This window comes from Psychrobacter coccoides (assembly GCF_017498085.1).
Lineage (GTDB): Bacteria > Pseudomonadota > Gammaproteobacteria > Pseudomonadales > Moraxellaceae > Psychrobacter > Psychrobacter coccoides.
Map to the genome: position 1 here is coordinate 17,680 of NZ_JAGBKM010000008.1, position 17,223 is coordinate 34,902.

A 17,223-nucleotide genomic window follows, 5' to 3' on the forward strand; every position below is an offset into this window, starting at 1 on the left:
AAATCTAGACGTTTTTAATTGGCTACCTTTAACGTGCAGTTGTGCGGCTATCAAAAAATCGTCTGGCTATCTGCGTTTATATTGTATATAATGCGCAAAATCTGTGCCTAAGCGAGCGGACATGATGCAAGTTACCTATTCACTACCCAGTGGGTTTTGTAGTTTCCATCGATAATGTCTTCTCGCTTTTTTGTGGGCGTTTTTTGCCTTAAGCGCTTGATATAACTGCGTTTGAGGTGACTGAGACTGGGCTGTTTTTATCACGCAATAGTCAGTCTTTATAGGTAAATACCTGTAGCAATCACAGCACAGCACTCACCAATAACAGCGGAGGCAACCCTTGAATTCATCGGCAAATATACAAGCAATTTTGGCACTAGCAGACGGTACGATCTTTCGCGGTGTGAGTATCGGTAGCCTTGGCCATCGTGTTGGTGAGGTGGTGTTTAATACAGCCATGACAGGCTACCAAGAGATTCTAACCGACCCAAGTTATGCCCGTCAGCTGGTCACCCTAACTTACCCTCATATCGGCAATACTGGTACCAATAGCGAAGACACCGAATCTGGCAACAGCCATAAAATCTGGGCTGAGGGTTTAATCATTCGTGATGCGACCATGTGCACGTCCAGTTTCCGTAACGCTGAACCACTCACTGACTATCTAAAACGCCACGATACTGTCGCTATCGCAGAGATTGACACCCGCCAGCTCACTCGTTTGTTACGAGATAAGGGCAATCAAAACGGTTGTATCATGACTGCTTCAAATGGCGAGACCATTAGCAGCGCAGACGAGCAACAAGCCATTACATTGGCACAAGAATTCGCTGGTATCAAAGGTATGGACTTGGCAAAAGAGTGCTGTACACCAACGACATTTGAATGGACTGAGGGCACGTGGGAGCTGTCAGATACCCTACTCAACCGTGAGGTCTCTGGTAGTCATGACAGTGACACGGGTGGCTTCTTTAAGCAGCTCGGTACTCATATCGACAAAAAATTCAATGTTGTGGCTTATGATTTTGGTGTAAAAACCAACCTACTGCGTTTGTTGGTCGATCGTGGCTGCCATGTCACAGTGGTGCCTGCGCAAACGCCGATTGCAGATGTATTGGCCATGAACCCAGACGGTATCTTTTTATCCAATGGCCCTGGCGATCCATCAGCCTGCGACTATGCCATCGATAACGTCCGTCATATCATTGAGCAAACCGACATTCCAGCCTTTGGTATTTGCTTAGGGCATCAAATCATTGCCCTTGCTAGTGGCGCAAAAACCTTAAAGATGAAAACCGGTCATCACGGTGCCAACCATCCAGTACAAGATCTGGACTCTGGTAAAGTCATGATCACCAGTCAAAACCATGGCTTTGCGGTCGACGAGGACTCGCTACCTAAACACATAACATCTACCCATCGCTCATTATTTGATGGCACCAACCAAGGGCTTGAATTGGCAGATAAACCTGTGTTTAGTTTTCAAGGACACCCTGAAGCCAGCCCAGGGCCACATGAGTCTGCGGCATTGTTCGATAAGTTTGCAGAAATGATGGCAGCCGCTCAAGCAGAAACCATAGAATCATAAGTAAATACAAATACGATGCTTGAATCACTGATAGTGATTCAAGCAACACCATTCGCAACAAAACTGATTTAAAGACAGACTTATTAAAATATCATTCAAACGAAGGTAGCCCTAACTATGCCAAAACGTACCGACATAAAAAGCATTCTTATCATTGGCGCAGGCCCCATCGTCATCGGCCAAGCATGTGAGTTTGACTACTCAGGCGCGCAGGCGTGTAAAGCGCTAAAAGAAGAAGGCTACCGTGTCATCTTAGTCAACTCAAACCCTGCGACCATCATGACGGACCCTGTCATGGCCGATGCCACCTATATCGAGCCGATTACTTGGCAGACAGTCGAGCAAATCATTGCCAAAGAGCGTCCTGACGCTATTTTGCCGACGATGGGTGGCCAGACGGCGCTGAACTGTGCACTAGATTTGGATAAGCACGGCATCCTAACCAAATACAACTGCGAGCTGATTGGTGCCACCAAAGACGCAATTGAGATGGCAGAAGACCGTGAGCTGTTTGACCAAGCCATGAAGCGTATCGGCCTTGAATGTCCACGTGCCGAAACTGCTGAGACCATGGAAGAAGCTTTTGCCACTCAAGAAAAAATGGGCTATCCCTGCATCATTCGTCCGTCATTTACCATGGGCGGCTCAGGCGGCGGTATCGCTTATAACCGTGACGAGTTTATCGAAATCTGTGAACGCGGATTTGACTTATCACCGAATCACCAACTGTTGATCGATGAGTCACTTATCGGCTGGAAAGAGTATGAGATGGAAGTGGTGCGTGACAAAAACGACAACTGCATCATCATCTGCGCCATTGAAAACTTCGATCCCATGGGCGTACACACAGGCGACTCCATCACCGTCGCCCCTGCGCAGACTTTGACCGATAAAGAATATCAAATCATGCGTAACGCATCACTGGCGGTACTGCGTGAGATTGGCGTCGAAACTGGCGGCTCAAACGTCCAGTTCGGCATCAACCCAGATACGGGCCGCATGGTCGTCATTGAGATGAACCCACGGGTATCACGCTCATCAGCATTGGCCTCAAAAGCCACGGGATTCCCGATTGCCAAAATCGCGGCCAAACTGGCGGTTGGTTATACCCTAGATGAATTGCAAAATGACATCACAGGTGGCAAAACGCCAGCCAGCTTTGAGCCTGCGCTTGATTACGTGGTTACTAAGATACCAAGATTTAACTTCGAAAAATTCCCGCAAGCAGACAACATCCTATCAACACAGATGAAGTCAGTCGGTGAAGTCATGGCCATCGGCCGTAACTTCCAAGAATCCATGCAAAAAGCGCTACGTGGTATGGAAACAGGCTCAGACGGCTTTGATGAGCAAATCGACTTTAATGCCATCAAAGACGGCAAGCTTAGCACCGATAAAGCCCGTAGCGAGATTGTCAATCATTTGACTATTCCAACGCCAGAGCGTATTTATTACGTCGCTGATGCCTTCCGCATCGGTATGAGCGTCGATGACGTCTTTAATTACACCAAAATTGACCCCTGGTTTTTGGTACAAATCGAAGATATCGTCAACACCGAGGCTGAGGTCAAAGCCTTAGGCTTTGGCGGTATCACCGAACAAAACCTACGTGGCTTTAAGCGCAAAGGCTTATCAGATTTACGTCTGGCCAAACTGCTTGGCGTGTCGCAAAAACAGCTGCGCAAAAAACGTTGGGATCTAGGTGTGTATCCTGTTTATAAGCGTGTCGATACCTGTGCGGCAGAGTTTGCCACCAGCACCGCTTATATGTACTCAACCTATGACAGCGAATGCGAAGCCAACCCAACCGACAAGAAAAAAATCATGGTCATCGGTGGTGGTCCTAACCGTATTGGCCAAGGTATTGAGTTTGACTATTGTTGTGTCCATGCTGCCCTAGCGATGCGTGCAGACGGCTACGAGACCATTATGGTCAACTGTAATCCTGAGACGGTTTCGACCGATTATGACACCTCAGATCGTCTTTACTTTGAGCCCATCACCCTAGAGGATGTGCTTGAAATCGTCCGTATCGAAAACCCGGATGGCGTCATCGTGCAGTTCGGTGGTCAAACCCCACTAAAACTGGCTCGTGCTTTAGAGTCTGCTGGGGTAAAAATCATTGGTACTAGTCCTGACGCCATTGACCGTGCTGAAGACCGTGAACGTTTCCAACATATGATTCAGCAGCTTGATCTTGTACAGCCGTCCAATGCGCTTGCGACCAGCTTAGAGGATGGACTGATCAAAGCCAAAGATGTTGGCTACCCGCTAGTCGTTCGCCCCTCTTATGTACTCGGTGGCCGTGCGATGGAAATCGTCTATAACGAAGCAGAGCTCAAACACTACTTACGCACCGCTGTACAAGCGTCTAATGAAGCACCTGTGCTCCTTGATCGCTTCTTAGACGATGCTGTCGAAGTCGATGTCGACTGTGTCTGTGACGGTACTGATGTAGTCATCGGTGGTATCATGCAGCATATCGAGCAAGCTGGCGTTCACTCTGGCGACTCAGCATGCTCACTACCGCCGTACTCATTATCAGATGAGCTTTGCGATAAAATGCGTGCGCAAACAGTCGCTATGGCAAAAGAGCTTGGCGTAGTAGGTCTGATGAACGTCCAGTTTGCAGTCAAAGGCGACACCGTTTATATCCTTGAGGTCAACCCACGTGCCGCTCGTACCGTGCCGTTTGTCTCTAAGTGTATCGGCACGTCGCTGGCACAAGTGGCAGCACGCTGTATGGCTGGCACGTCATTAAAAGATCAAGGCTTTACTACCGAGATTGTGCCCTCATTTTATGCGGTCAAAGAAGCGGTCTTCCCCTTTGCCAAATTCCCAGGCGTTGATCCTATCTTGAGCCCTGAGATGAAATCAACGGGCGAGGTAATGGGTGTTGGCAAAACCTTTGGTGAGGCCTTCTATAAAGCCGTTATCGGTAGTAATGAGCGTCTGCCAGGTCTGCCGACTGCAGGCGAGACCAAAACCGTCTTTATCTCAGTGCGTGATAGCGACAAAGAGCAAGTAGCGCCTATCGCTCGCCAACTCTTAGACTTTGGTTTTGAGATCGTTGCTACTACTGGCACCCAAAAAGTACTGAGTGATAATGGCATCGAGTGCAAACAAATCAACAAGGTTACTGAAGGTCGCCCACACATCGTTGATGCCTTGAAAAACGGCAAAATCGACCTTATTATCAATACCACTGAAGGCAAACAGGCACAAGAGGATTCGTTTTCTATCCGTCGTAGTGCCCTGCAAGGCAAGGTGTTTTATGTCACTACCTTAGGTGCAGCGGATGCGGTTTGTAAATCTTATGCCATTGACCTACCGTTTGATGTGTATAAGTTACAAGATTTGCATCAGCAAGCAAAGGTGGTTGACGCGGCTGAATAAATTCAGTAGATTAAGTATCATTGTAATGACAGCGTAAGCTATGGTTTTTTGAAATCGTACTCATAGCCTTAATATTATGATCACTTAAAAAGCATCACTTAAAAAAGCAGTTATTTTAAAAAGCATAGTGGCCTACTCGCGACTATGCTTTTTATTACGTAAACTTATTGTCAGATGCTGAATAAACCAATACATTATTGAAAATTTAAAGATTTCACAGCGCCAATTTACCTTTTTTATATTTCAAACCCATTGCAACAACACAGACACCATCTCACTATTTACTAGGAGATGGTGTGGTGTTATTGGTTTAAGGAAAAAATATGCAACGTTATCCCATGACTCCACAAGGACATGCGGCTCTTGAAGCCGAATTAAAGCAACTAAAAACCATCGAACGACCACGTATTACTGCTGCTATCGCTGACGCTCGTGAACATGGCGACCTAAAAGAAAACGCCGAGTATCACGCTGCTCGTGAGCAGCAGGGATTCTGTGAGGCTCGTATCCGTGATATTGAAGCCAAGCTTAGCGCCGCTCAGGTTATTGATCCGTCGACCTTACCAAAAGAAGGGCGTGTGGTATTTGGCGTGACTGTCGTCATCGAAAATATGGACACTGAAGAAGAAACCCGTTATCAGATCGTTGGTGATGACGAAGCGGACTTTAAAGTGGGCAAAATTTCAGTCAACTCGCCCATCGCTCGTGGTCTTATCGGTAAATCAGAAGGTGATGAAGCCCGTATCGAAACACCAAAGGGTGTGGTGGAATATGAGGTAATGGAAGTCATTTACGACTAGGGTCTGTAGAGTACTTACCAAGACTTTCTATCAGTCGTTAAACCAACGCTTTCGCTACTATCCTCGTATATGCCCCAAGTATTTCACAATACTTGGGGCGTTTTTGTATTCATAGTACGACAGTAGTTGTCGTGTATCATGCTATTTTTATTAGCGAATACAATAACTTAAGCATAATTTTGATAAGATAGTCTTTCATTAATTCATTGGTAATTACCACTTATGGCAACCATCAATTATGAACGACTACAAGGCAAGCTCAATATTTTGGCCGATGCGGCGAAGTATGATGTCTCCTGCTCCTCTTCCGCTGGCACTCGCAAAAACCAAGGCGGCGGTCTCGGCGATGCCTCAGCGACCGGTATCTGTCATAGCTATACCGAAGATGGTCGCTGTGTCAGCTTGCTCAAAATCCTACTGACCAATCATTGTATTTATGACTGTGCGTACTGTACCTCACGTAAAAGTAACGACACCCCGCGTGCTGCCTTTACGGTTGAGGAAGTGGTTGATTTGACCATGCAATTTTATCGCCGTAACTATATCGAAGGGCTATTTTTGAGCTCAGGTATTTTTAAGAGTGGCGACTACACCATGGAGCGCTTAGTTGAAGTGGCAAAGATATTGCGTACTCGTGAGCGTTTTAATGGTTATATTCATCTGAAGACTATTCCTGGGGCGTCAAAAGAGCTGCTATTAGAAGCGGGACTCTATGCCGATCGCTTGAGCGTCAATATTGAAATTCCAACTAAGTCAGGGCTTGCACTACTGGCTCCTGAGAAGTCGCACGACGAGTTAAAAGCGCCGATGGAAACGGTGAAAGAAGAGATTATCACCATCCGTGAGAGCCGTAAAAGCCATAAAAAAGCGCCAAAATTCACCCCAGCGGGTCAGACCAGTCAAATGATCGTCGGCGCAAGTAATGAGACCGATCTGCAGGTGATTCAACTCTCAAGTCACTTTTATAAAACCTATGATCTCAAGCGGGTGTATTACTCCGGGTATGTGCCGATGCTCTCTGATAATCGTCTGCCCGTTATCGGCACGCCAGTACCCATGGTGCGTGAAAACCGACTGTACCAAGCCGACTGGCTCATGCGTTTTTATGGCTTTAGTGCTGATGAAATCGTGGAGCCGGAGTCGCCATTTTTGGACTTAGACTGCGACCCAAAGCTCGCTTGGGCGATTCGTCATCGTGAGCATTTCCCCGTCAATATTCAAACGGCCAGTTACGAGATGATCGTGCGTATCCCTGGTATTGGTACCAAAACGGCTAAAAAGATAATAAAAGCACGTAAGTTCAACCAATTGACGCTTTATCATCTCAAAAAAATGGGCGCTGCCGTCAATCGGGCCAAATACTTCATTGCCACCACAGGCAAAAACGAGCATTTAGCACATCTCACTCGTGATAACTTTCGTCAATATGTGCTGGCACAAACGCAGACAAAATTTAAAGACCAGCGTCATGGTCAGTTGGCATTATTTTAAACACGTCATAAGGACTACCATGTCACAGCTTCAGCTCCAAAGTATGTTTGATGTCAATCGATCCACACCTAGTATCATTACGCATGAAGCCAGTTTTGAGGGTTGGCTGAGCGCTGTTTTTTATGTGTATGCCAATCGATTACAAAGTGATGAAGCACTGCAGCTGACTGCACGAGATCGCTACGTGCCATCATTAATAGATCAAGCTATCAATGTAGACACTGATACCGACCATGCTGACAGAGTGATGATTAAATTAACGCAACTATTGGGGCGCTCTGGCATGCGTCAGTTACTTTGGGGATTTTTGTCCGAAAAAGATAACATCGGTACGACTTTATTTCAGGTGGTCAAGTATGCCATCAATTTTCCTAATCGTGACATTATGCAAGATTTGGGAGATTTGAACGTACTTGAACTGGTACAGACAGTGAAGTCTGTCGGCCGTGAGAAGCATCGGATGGAAGCCTTTGTGCGCTTTGAGCATACCACTGATGATATTTATTTTGCTCGTATTGCGCCTGACTTTAATGTGTTGCCGCTCATTGGTGAGCACTTTCGTCAGCGCTATCAAGATCAGTACTGGGCGATTTACGACTTGGTCCGTGGATTTGGTATATATTATGATAAAAGTAACAGCACGCCCAAACGCCCTGCTGCATTGCAAACCATTACTGACTTAGATGAGACCGTGATACGCAATCCTGCTAGCATTCATAGCAAGGATGAGCAGCGTTATCAAAAGTTTTGGCAAGGCTACTTTACCAACGTTAATATTAAAGACCGTAAAAACCCACGCTTACACAAACAATATCTGCCGCAGCGCTACTGGAAGTACTTGAGTGAAAAACAAGTACTGCCTAATGCTGAGCATCTGCATAAACGACGTTAAAGCTGATTTGTGTCTTCTGATTTTACAATCAATCAAGCCAGACGGTTGAGTTTTAGTGGCTTTTGACTGACAATAGCAGCTTGATGTTATTAATCGGTGATCAACGCTCTTATGAAAGTTATGCGCTTACTGTCGTCTTTAAAGCATGATGAATCCGAACGTGGTATTTTTCATCTTGGACGGGCACTGGTCAAAAACGGACATACCTCCATTATCGTCTCTAGTGCCAATGACGATGATGACTTGGTCAAGCGTTTAGAGCGTGATGGCAATATATATCATCAACTGCACATGTATAAAAAGTCGTGGTTGTCATTGCTACAAGTGGCGCCCCTGCGTCATCTCATTGAGCAGCATAGCCCTGATATTATCCATGTGCATTCACGCACACCTGCTTGGGTGCTGCACTTAGCCTTACGTCGTACTCGAGTCAAGCCTCGGCCTAAGCTGGTATCGACCATGTATGGCTTTTATTCTATAAATAAGTACTCCCAAGCCCTGCTCGATGTCGATACTGTCATCACAGTTTCTGATAGCGTAATGAACTACCTGAAAAAAAACATACATCGTATGGATGTTGGCGCCAACGTCATTAAACGTATTTATCGCGGCGTCGATACTCGGCGCTACCCTTATCGGCACAACCCTTCAGTATACTGGCTTAGACGTACGTTTGCAGAGTATCCCGAGCTTGAGCATAAAAAATGGTTGGTGTTTCCCACTATTATAGGCAATGAGTATGGTCAAGAATGGCTGATCGACATCTTAGGCAACTTACAAGAACAATATCCTAATATCCATGCCATCATCATGGATGAAGACCTACGCTATGGTGATGTGGCGCATGAGGATTTTCGCCAACGCACCAATACTTTAGGACTCTCCGAGCGTATCACCTATGTTGGGCAAAAACGCAACGATATGCGTGAGTGGCTGTCTGCGGCAAACATCGTACTGGCACTGGCAAATCAGCCCGAGTCTATCGGTATCACCGCCCTGCAAGCGATTCACTTGGGCACGCCAGTGGTTGGCTGGGATCAAGCCGCATTTAGTGAAATACTACAACCGCTTTACCCCCAAGGCCTGGTCAAAAAATACAACGCCAAAGCTTTGTGTAAAGTGGTCAAAAGCCAGCTAGAAAGTGTCACTCGTCCTGAAATGACTGATAAATTCACCATACGTGAGATGATCACAGAAACACTAAAAGTCTATGAAGCCTTGTATGCAGAGGCACAAGCAGAGCAGCAAGCTCAAGCAGATGCAGAAGCCATACGCAGAGTTAAGAAGCACCTCAAAGCTACAGACAAGCGCACCGAACCAGTTAATCTTAAGAAAAAAACATTCAAACTGCCCAGCCTAAAAAAACAAAAACCGCCCAAAAAATAAAGTCTTTCGCCCTCTCAATAAGTGGTCGGCGTATGAGCACTGACAATACGAGTGATGCTATCTGTAGGGTTTATAAACGTATGCGGATGACTGGTATCGATCACATAGCTGTCACCTTTGCTCAATAGGTAGGTACTATCCTCGATTCGTATGACGATCTTGCCTTCTATCACCGTGCCAATCTCTTCACCTTCATGGGTAATCTTCTCTTCTGTAGCGCTATTGGGCTGATAAGTCTCTATCAAAAACCCTAGGTTTTTTGTCGTGCTACAGTTATATACCTGCTTTAGGGACACTCTACTGTTAGGCTCACTCAGCTCCAATAAATCTTGCGGTGTCACCACCACTCTTGGTTTGCGCTCTTTCCATTCATCACTAAAAAATGTCGTTAGATCAGAGTCTAAAACTTGCAATATGGCTTTTAAAGTATTGATGGCGGGACTGACTTTGTTGCGCTCAATAGAGCTGATCGCTGTGTTGGTCAGCCCTGCCATTCTTGCCAGCTTACGTTGGGAGTAGCCTTTATCCAGACGCATTTGATTGATTTTTTTGCCGATATCTTCTTCTGCCAGCTCGGCCTTCTTAGATATGGGTGCCGAGTCGGCTATCGTCTCACTCCCTTCGTCGCTACTGACCTCTGCCCCCTCAAGACAACGGTTATCAGGGTCTTGAGAGTCGGTATGGTCAGAGGCATCAGCATCGGTAGTAACCATGTCTTTATTGTGCTTGGTTTTGGCTGGCATAATGAATGAATTCCGTAAATAGAAATTTGGACAAATCATCTTGAGCATAATTCAACTCAGGATGCCATTGTACACCAATCATAAACGGATGTTCTAGCAGGCTTATGCCCTCTACTAGCCCATCAGGTGCAAGCGCTTCAACAAATAAACGCTTGCCGACCTGATTGATGGCTTGCTTATGTAGAGAATTCACATGCCATTTATCGCCAAACGCCTTTAATCGCCCACCAGCTTGGATGATGACGTCATGTACTGGCTGATATTGGACTTCAAGTGGTTGGCTGGCGTCTTCTAAGTGTGGCTCATAAAACCCCTCAACTTCACGCCAATCTGGATATAACGTCCCTTCAAAATACACGTTCATCTCTTGCAGGCCCCGACAGATGGCCAACAAAGGTACGCCCTGCTTATCAGCATATGCCAATAACTTAAAGCTTAATTCATCACGGCCCAAATCCTCTTTTTCTTCGATATGCGCTGCGCCATAACGTGTTGGCGCTACATTGCTATAGCTGCCCGTCAATAAAATACCATCGACAGCAGCAACTAATGCTTCAAAGTTCCCTTCTGCAGCAGCAGTATTTGGCAGCAATATTGGATTACCACCATAAAAATGTACCGCATCGATATATTTTTGATATACCGCTTGACCCGATTGTCCATCAATCATTTTGTGACAAGCGACAATGGCAATAATAGGTTTACGATTTTGCATATTATTCTTCCTTGAATGTTACAACCACGGTTAAAAACTTGGCTAACAGCATGATAGCAGATGAGATAAGTGTCTATATCAAGCTAAAATCTATCATAACGCCTGAGTAAATGTAAACTATAAAACCCAACATAATCTTAAATGACTTAAAATGACTTATTTAAGTTTCGAAATGTTATTTAAAATTGTAATTGACATATAAAGATTTCACTTATATATTAAATGTCATTAGCAACATAAAAGAAACAACTTATATGGCAATAAAGTTGGTTTTTTATTAAATAAAGTCTAATCAAGCTGTGGCTGTTAAGACTAAAAAACCTGCTATATACCTTTAAATGACGTCACAAACAATCAAGGAAGCTGTGTCAGTGACGTCATTGTAAATCCTGGTTTTTTTAAACCAGCTAACATTTATCACAGATAATGCAGCTTAAGTTTGTAACCCTCACTTTATAAGTTAAAAAACTGACAGCCTAAAACCAATAGTCTAAAACCGATAGGAAGCGTAGACATGACGACAACCAATGGAATGGTCGAATCTGAAAACAACACCGAGTATGTATATATTGCAGCAGGTGATATCAATGGCTTATTTCGCGGTAAGCGTATCCCATTTAGTCAAATGACCAAGGCACAAAACGGCGATGTGCGCTTGCCTTTATCGATTTTGGGTGTCGATATTTGGGGGGCGGATGTTATCGAGTCCTCACAAAGTAATGGCGATATTGATGCTATCGCTCGTCCGACTGGCCGAGCACCATATCCACTTCTCAATACCAGCTCACCTTCATCCCTGCTGCCTGTTTGGCTCTATACTGAAGACAACAAACCTTATTATGGTGATGCCAGACACGTACTGGACCATATCAGCAAACAATTCAAAGCGATGGGGCTGACGCCTGTCATGGCAACCGAGCTAGAGTTTTATTTGGTGGACTATACTGAGGGCGAGACTCCTAGACCCCCTATTCGTCCCAAAAGCGGACTGCGACTGAATAAGACCTCTATTTTAAGTATCAATGATCTATTGCAGTTTGACGAGTTTTTGGATGAAATCTACGAACAGTGTCATAAGCTTGATATTCCAGTCGATGCGGCTTTGGCCGAAAACGGCTGCGGTCAATTTGAGATCAACCTACTACACGTCGACGACCCCTTAAAAGCTGCGGACGATGCGATCTTATTTAAGCAAGTCGTTAAGTCTGTAGCAGCTCGCCGCAAGCTAACGGCGACTTTTATGGCCAAGCCTTTTGGCACTCAATCAGGCAATGGCTTTCATGTGCACTGTAGTTTATTAGACAAAGATGGTAACAACATCTTTGATGATGGCACAGAAGCAGGGTCTGATGCCTTACGTCACGCTGTCGCAGGACTACTGGCGACCATGTCGGACTGCTCTTTGCTCTTTGCACCTCACGTTAACTCTTATCGCAGATTTACCCCTGGCACACTGGCGCCAAACAATATCTCTTGGGGTTATGAGAACCGTACGGCTGCTGTCCGTATCCCTGGTGGAGATCATAAAGCACGTCGTATCGAGCACCGTGTATCTGGTGCAGATGCCAACCCCTATCTGGTCTGTAGCGCTGTACTATCAGGCATGCTGTATGGCATCAAAAACAAACTAGAAGCGCCAGAACCAATCAACAGCATTACTTATGACGAGACAGATCTAAAGACCCTACCTTTAGATTGGCTGTCTGCCATACGTGAATTTGAGAACAGTGACTTGATGAGCTCACTATTTCCAAGCGAGATGATTGAGCTGCTTATTGCTGTCAAAAAACAAGAAGCCAAGCGCTTTGCCTTACAAGTGACCAATCTTGAGTACCTCACCTATTTACAGGATGTTTGATATGTCAAATAGCAATGCTACATCACCTACAAACCCAAACCGTCAGTCCAATAATAAGCGTAATATTCCGCACTATTCAGACCAAGGACAATATCCTGATAGCTATTATGCTGCTAGTCGCAACCCTAAGCCTGATCGACCTACTCTCGAAAATGACATTCAAACTGAGATTTGTGTGGTAGGGGGTGGCTATAGTGGCTTATCGGCAGCCCTGCATCTGATTGAGACAGATCACGAGGTTGTGGTACTAGAAGGGGCACAAATTGGTTGGGGTGCATCAGGCCGCAATGGTGGTCAGATCGTGAATGGCCTCAATGCCAGCTTACAAAAAATCAAGAAGTCTTACGGTCAAGACAATGCAGACTTCGTCGGTCAGCTGGTTACCCGTGGTGGTAAGATCATTCGCCGCTTTATTAGCGACTATAATATTGATTGCGACCTGAAAGAAAAAAACATCTTTGCAGCCCTGAATAAAGGTCAATTACGTGACCTACAAGAAACCCATGCCCTATGGGAAAGTCACGGTATGCATGATCGAGAGATGCTGGACAAAGCTGGCATTCAAGAGCACGTCAAAACCGATGCCTATGTCGGCGGCGTGATAGATCATTCGGGTGGGCACTTTCACCCACTCAATCTAGCACTTGGTGAAGCAGCGGCTGTCGAACAAGGCGGTGGCACTATTTATGAAAACACTTTAGTCGTCGATATCGAATATGCTGATGATGCCATCAAAGTAATTACTGAGTTCGGTAGTGTCACTTGTAAGCAAGCTGTCATCTGTGGTAATGCCTATCTGAACAAGGTCATCCCCAAGCTTACCGATCGGGTGATGCCAGTATCTACTCAGATTATCGCTACTGAGCCCTTGGGTGAGCTGGCAGATCAGCTGCTTCCGACCGATGTCTGTGTCGAGGACGTGCGCTATATTCTTGATTACTATCGTCTTTCTGCAGACAAACGCATGTTGTTTGGCGGCGGCACTGTCTATGGTGGCCAAGACCCAGCAGATATCACTGCTAAAATTCGTCCCAATATGAACAAGATTTTCCCAGAGCTGCGTGACGTCAAGATTGACTATGCGTGGAGTGGTAATTTTGCCTTGTCTTTTTCTCGTGTACCGCAAATGGGCAAACTCCATGACAGAGTATACTTCGCTCATGGTTATAGTGGGCATGGTGTGACAGGTTCACATTTATTTGGACAAATAATCGCCAATGCTATTAATGGCAATACTGCCGAGTTTGATACTTTTGCAAAAATTCCATGGATTCCTTTCCCAGGAGGCCGAGCTTTACGGGTGCCCTATTCTATGATGGGGTCATGGTGGTATGCATTAAAAGATCGTACCGGAATGTAGCTGGCTACTGGCTGCGTCGCTTTATTTAGTCAATACGACATGACTAGATACAAACTTATTGGAGAAAACTTTACTTTGAGGATAGGCGTAAGATGACGCCTTCACAACAATGGATTGTTGTATTAAGCGCCTGCTAGGCAGCTCAATGGTTACTGCCTAGCAAGCCATAATCTAAAAAAGCCTGATTTCTAAAAATAGTACTACAAGGAATGTAACTATGAATATGAAACTCACTGATGCTGTCAAAGGTCAGTATGACAACAAGCGAGTATTTCTAACCCTAATAGTCGGCGTAGCGATCTATTTTTCCTTTACTTGGTTATCCTTAAGTCGTGCTGACAGTGAGTCTTGGGGTGCTTGGTCATTACTACCCACCTTACTGGTCTTGGTCACTGCTGTTATTTCCAGAAGACCGTTTGAGTCCATGATAGCCGGCTGTGTTGCCGGCTTAGTCATGCTCAACCCCTTTGATCTTATCTCTCCTTTTGCAGATAACATGTCCATGGTTTTGGGCAATGAGACCATTATCTGGATTGTCTTAGTTTGTGGTCTGATGGGCGGCCTTATTCAGCTCCTTGAGATCAGTGGCTGTTTAGACGGTTTTAGTGAATGGCTACAAAACATTATTAAGTCACGGCGCCAGTCATTATTAGCCACTTTTGGATTGGGTGTGATTGTCTTTATTGATGATTATCTCAATTGTCTGGCGGTATCTACTTCGGTAAAAAAGCTCACTGATGTCTATCAGGTCTCACGTGAAAAACTTGCCTATATCGTTGATTCAACCGCTGCACCCATGTGTATTCTGGTGCCGATCTCTACGTGGGCCGTTTATTTTGCTGGCTTATTAGAAGAAAATGGCGTCGCAGGTGATGGTGAAGGCATAGGCTTATATATCACTGCTATTCCTTTTATGGCTTACGCTTGGTTTGCACTGCTTATCGTGTTTTTGGTGGCTTATGGCATCTTGGGTGACTGGGGTCCAATGAAAAAAGCGGAAGCACGTGCCAAAGCAGGTCACCCTGTGCCTGAGGCGTTTGTAGAAGAGCAACTGATATCAAATGTCAAAGCCAAGCGTAAACTGTCATTTAAAGCCAATATTCTAAACTTTGCCTTTCCTATGATCCTACTGATTATCTCGACGGTTTATTTTGAGGTTGATCTGCTACGTGGCGCACTACTCACGTGTTTTGTGACTGTTATTTTGTACTGGGCACAAGGTATCTTGGGCTTTGAGACCCAAGTAGAAGCCATTTTCAAAGGCTTTAAAGTGATGTTATATCCACTCTCAACGGTAGTTGGCGGGTTTTTCCTAAAAGCAATCAATGATGAGCTAGGTATGACGTCTTATGTTATCGAAACCATCACCCCTCATATGACAGTGATGATCTTCCCTGCAGTCATTTTTGCGGTTATGGCATTTTTGACCTTTGCAACGTCATCAAGTTGGGGGCTGTATGTTCTGGCTATGCCGATTGTATTTCCAATCTCATTAGCTCTAGGCGTCAGTACGCCACTTATGATCGGCGCTTTGCTGTCCGCTTCTTCATTTGGTAGTCATGCGTGTTTCTTTAGTGACTCGTCATTACTGGCGGCGCAAGGTGCGGGCTGCTCCCCTATGCAACATGCCTTTACCCAGTTCCCCTACGCATTGTTGGGGGCTGCGCTGTCCGTTGTGGCGTTCTTAGGACTCGGCTTTATGATGGCTTAAGGCAAGCTGCGCTCTACGATTGCGTATGAATGATGGGTAGTTACCGCTTGGTAATTACCCATCATTAACAATAATCAATACAACCCCCTATTCTTCCCATTCAAGTTTACTTGATACCTCTTATCCATATCTAAAAGGAGTTAGATAATGCGAAATGTCACTATTGCGACCACTCAGATGACGTGTGGCTGGAACAAAACACAAAATATCGACAACGCAACCGACCTGATTACTCAAGCGGCTCAAGCAGGGGCCAATATTATCTTGCTACAAGAGCTGTTTGAAACGCCTTATTTTTGCCAAGTTCATGATTTTGATTATTTTAAGCTTGCCACTACAGTAGCAGACAATGCGGCCATTACTCATTTCAAAGCGCTCGCCAAAGCGCTTGAGGTTGTAATCCCTATCAGCTTTTATGAAAAGTCAGGCAATACGTTTTTTAACAGCGTGACTGTGATTGATGCTGATGGTGAGATATTGGGTACTTATCGTAAAACCCATATCCCTGATGGCATTCCTTATGCTGAAAAATTTTACTTTACCCCAGGAGACACGGGATTTAAGGTTTGGGATACTAAATACGCCAAGATAGGTGTGGGTATCTGCTGGGATCAGTGGTTCCCTGAGTGCGCGCGCAGTATGGCGTTGATGGGTGCAGAGATACTGTTTTATCCGACTGCTATTGGTGATGAGCCAACATTAGGCATCGACTCAAAAGCGCATTGGCAGCGCTGTATGCAAGGCCATGCAGCCGCCAACCTAATGCCCGTCGTGGCTGCTAATCGTATTGGCACAGAGACCATCACCCATCAGGGCCATGATAGTTCAGTGAAGTTCTATGGCGGCTCTTTTATCACCGATGGTCGCGGCGAAATTATGACAGAAGCTTCAGCAGATAAGCATGAGTTTATAAGTGCTACTTTTGACTTAGATCAGCTTGCTATAGAGCGTCGTCAATGGGGTGTCTTTCGTGATCGTCGCCCATTCATGTATGGCACCTTACTGACGCATGGCTGATATACAGCTAAGTCCTAAATACTACTTATGCATACTATTGTTTAGTAAACCCGACTCTCAGCTTAGTACGCAATATCGCAGCCAACATATGACCAATCCACTATAAAGTAAATAAAGTGCTACTGGAATGAATTTTGCGCTGCCTCTGGAGTGACAAAGTCGCACAGCAAGCAAGGAAAATCTATACCAGTAGCACACTATAATAGCTGCACTCTTTTTATTTAGGATTCACTATACTTAAATAGTTGAGAGTGAGGTTTAATAAG

General features: G+C 45.3%; 12 protein-coding genes. 10 read left to right on the forward strand and 2 right to left on the reverse strand.

Annotated elements, in window-relative coordinates; all coding sequences use genetic code 11:
* The first annotated feature begins 340 nt into the window (after positions 1 to 340).
* The 6 genes from carA to J3492_RS05940 all read left to right on the forward strand — a co-directional run bounded on the left by carA (position 341) and on the right by J3492_RS05940 (position 9,553).
* Positions 341 to 1,588 carry a glutamine-hydrolyzing carbamoyl-phosphate synthase small subunit gene (gene carA, locus J3492_RS05915; protein WP_207990887.1) on the forward strand — a complete coding sequence of 416 codons (1,248 nt, stop codon included), beginning with the start codon at positions 341 to 343 and terminating at the stop codon, positions 1,586 to 1,588.
* Between the two features lie 117 nt (positions 1,589 to 1,705).
* Positions 1,706 to 4,984 carry a carbamoyl-phosphate synthase large subunit gene (carB, locus tag J3492_RS05920; protein WP_207990888.1) on the forward strand — a complete coding sequence of 1,093 codons (3,279 nt, stop codon included), beginning with the start codon at positions 1,706 to 1,708 and terminating at the stop codon, positions 4,982 to 4,984.
* A 323-nt stretch (positions 4,985 to 5,307) separates the two neighbouring features.
* The gene (greA, locus tag J3492_RS05925; RefSeq protein WP_207990889.1) at positions 5,308 to 5,784 is read left to right on the forward strand and encodes a transcription elongation factor GreA; all 477 of its coding nucleotides are present in this window, start codon (positions 5,308 to 5,310) and stop codon (positions 5,782 to 5,784) included.
* A gap of 222 nt (positions 5,785 to 6,006) precedes the next feature.
* The gene (locus J3492_RS05930) at positions 6,007 to 7,275 is read left to right on the forward strand and encodes a putative DNA modification/repair radical SAM protein (protein ID WP_207990890.1); all 1,269 of its coding nucleotides are present in this window, start codon (positions 6,007 to 6,009) and stop codon (positions 7,273 to 7,275) included.
* Positions 7,276 to 7,294: 19 nt separating this feature from the next.
* Positions 7,295 to 8,167 carry a TIGR03915 family putative DNA repair protein gene (locus J3492_RS05935; protein WP_207990891.1) on the forward strand — a complete coding sequence of 291 codons (873 nt, stop codon included), beginning with the start codon at positions 7,295 to 7,297 and terminating at the stop codon, positions 8,165 to 8,167.
* Positions 8,168 to 8,278: 111 nt separating this feature from the next.
* The gene (locus J3492_RS05940) at positions 8,279 to 9,553 is read left to right on the forward strand and encodes a glycosyltransferase (protein WP_207990892.1); all 1,275 of its coding nucleotides are present in this window, start codon (positions 8,279 to 8,281) and stop codon (positions 9,551 to 9,553) included.
* A 14-nt stretch (positions 9,554 to 9,567) separates the two neighbouring features.
* On the opposite strand, the gene puuR is transcribed toward J3492_RS05940, so the two are convergent.
* Positions 9,568 to 10,296, reverse strand: a complete 729-nt coding sequence (puuR, locus tag J3492_RS05945) for an HTH-type transcriptional regulator PuuR (protein ID WP_243453131.1) — start codon at positions 10,294 to 10,296, stop codon at positions 9,568 to 9,570.
* Positions 10,271 to 11,011, reverse strand: a complete 741-nt coding sequence (locus J3492_RS05950; RefSeq protein ID WP_207990893.1) for a gamma-glutamyl-gamma-aminobutyrate hydrolase family protein — start codon at positions 11,009 to 11,011, stop codon at positions 10,271 to 10,273. Before J3492_RS05950 ends, puuR begins: the two co-directional genes overlap by 26 nt.
* Before the next feature lie 514 nt (positions 11,012 to 11,525).
* On the opposite strand from J3492_RS05950, the gene J3492_RS05955 reads away from it, so the two are divergent.
* The 4 genes from J3492_RS05955 (at position 11,526) to aguB (ending at position 16,957) form a co-directional block, all read left to right on the forward strand.
* Entirely contained in the window at positions 11,526 to 12,869 is a 1,344-nt protein-coding gene (locus J3492_RS05955) for a glutamine synthetase family protein (protein WP_207990894.1), read from the forward strand.
* Between the two features lies 1 nt (position 12,870).
* Positions 12,871 to 14,229 carry an NAD(P)/FAD-dependent oxidoreductase gene (locus tag J3492_RS05960; RefSeq protein ID WP_243453132.1) on the forward strand — a complete coding sequence of 453 codons (1,359 nt, stop codon included), beginning with the start codon at positions 12,871 to 12,873 and terminating at the stop codon, positions 14,227 to 14,229.
* 217 nt (positions 14,230 to 14,446) lie between these two features.
* A complete protein-coding gene (locus J3492_RS05965; protein ID WP_207990895.1) occupies positions 14,447 to 15,940 on the forward strand; it encodes a Na+/H+ antiporter NhaC family protein in 1,494 nt (497 codons plus the stop codon).
* 147 nt (positions 15,941 to 16,087) lie between these two features.
* Positions 16,088 to 16,957, forward strand: coding sequence for an N-carbamoylputrescine amidase (aguB, locus tag J3492_RS05970; protein ID WP_243453133.1), 870 nt, complete (start codon positions 16,088 to 16,090; stop codon positions 16,955 to 16,957).
* The last annotated feature ends 266 nt before the right edge of the window (positions 16,958 to 17,223 follow it).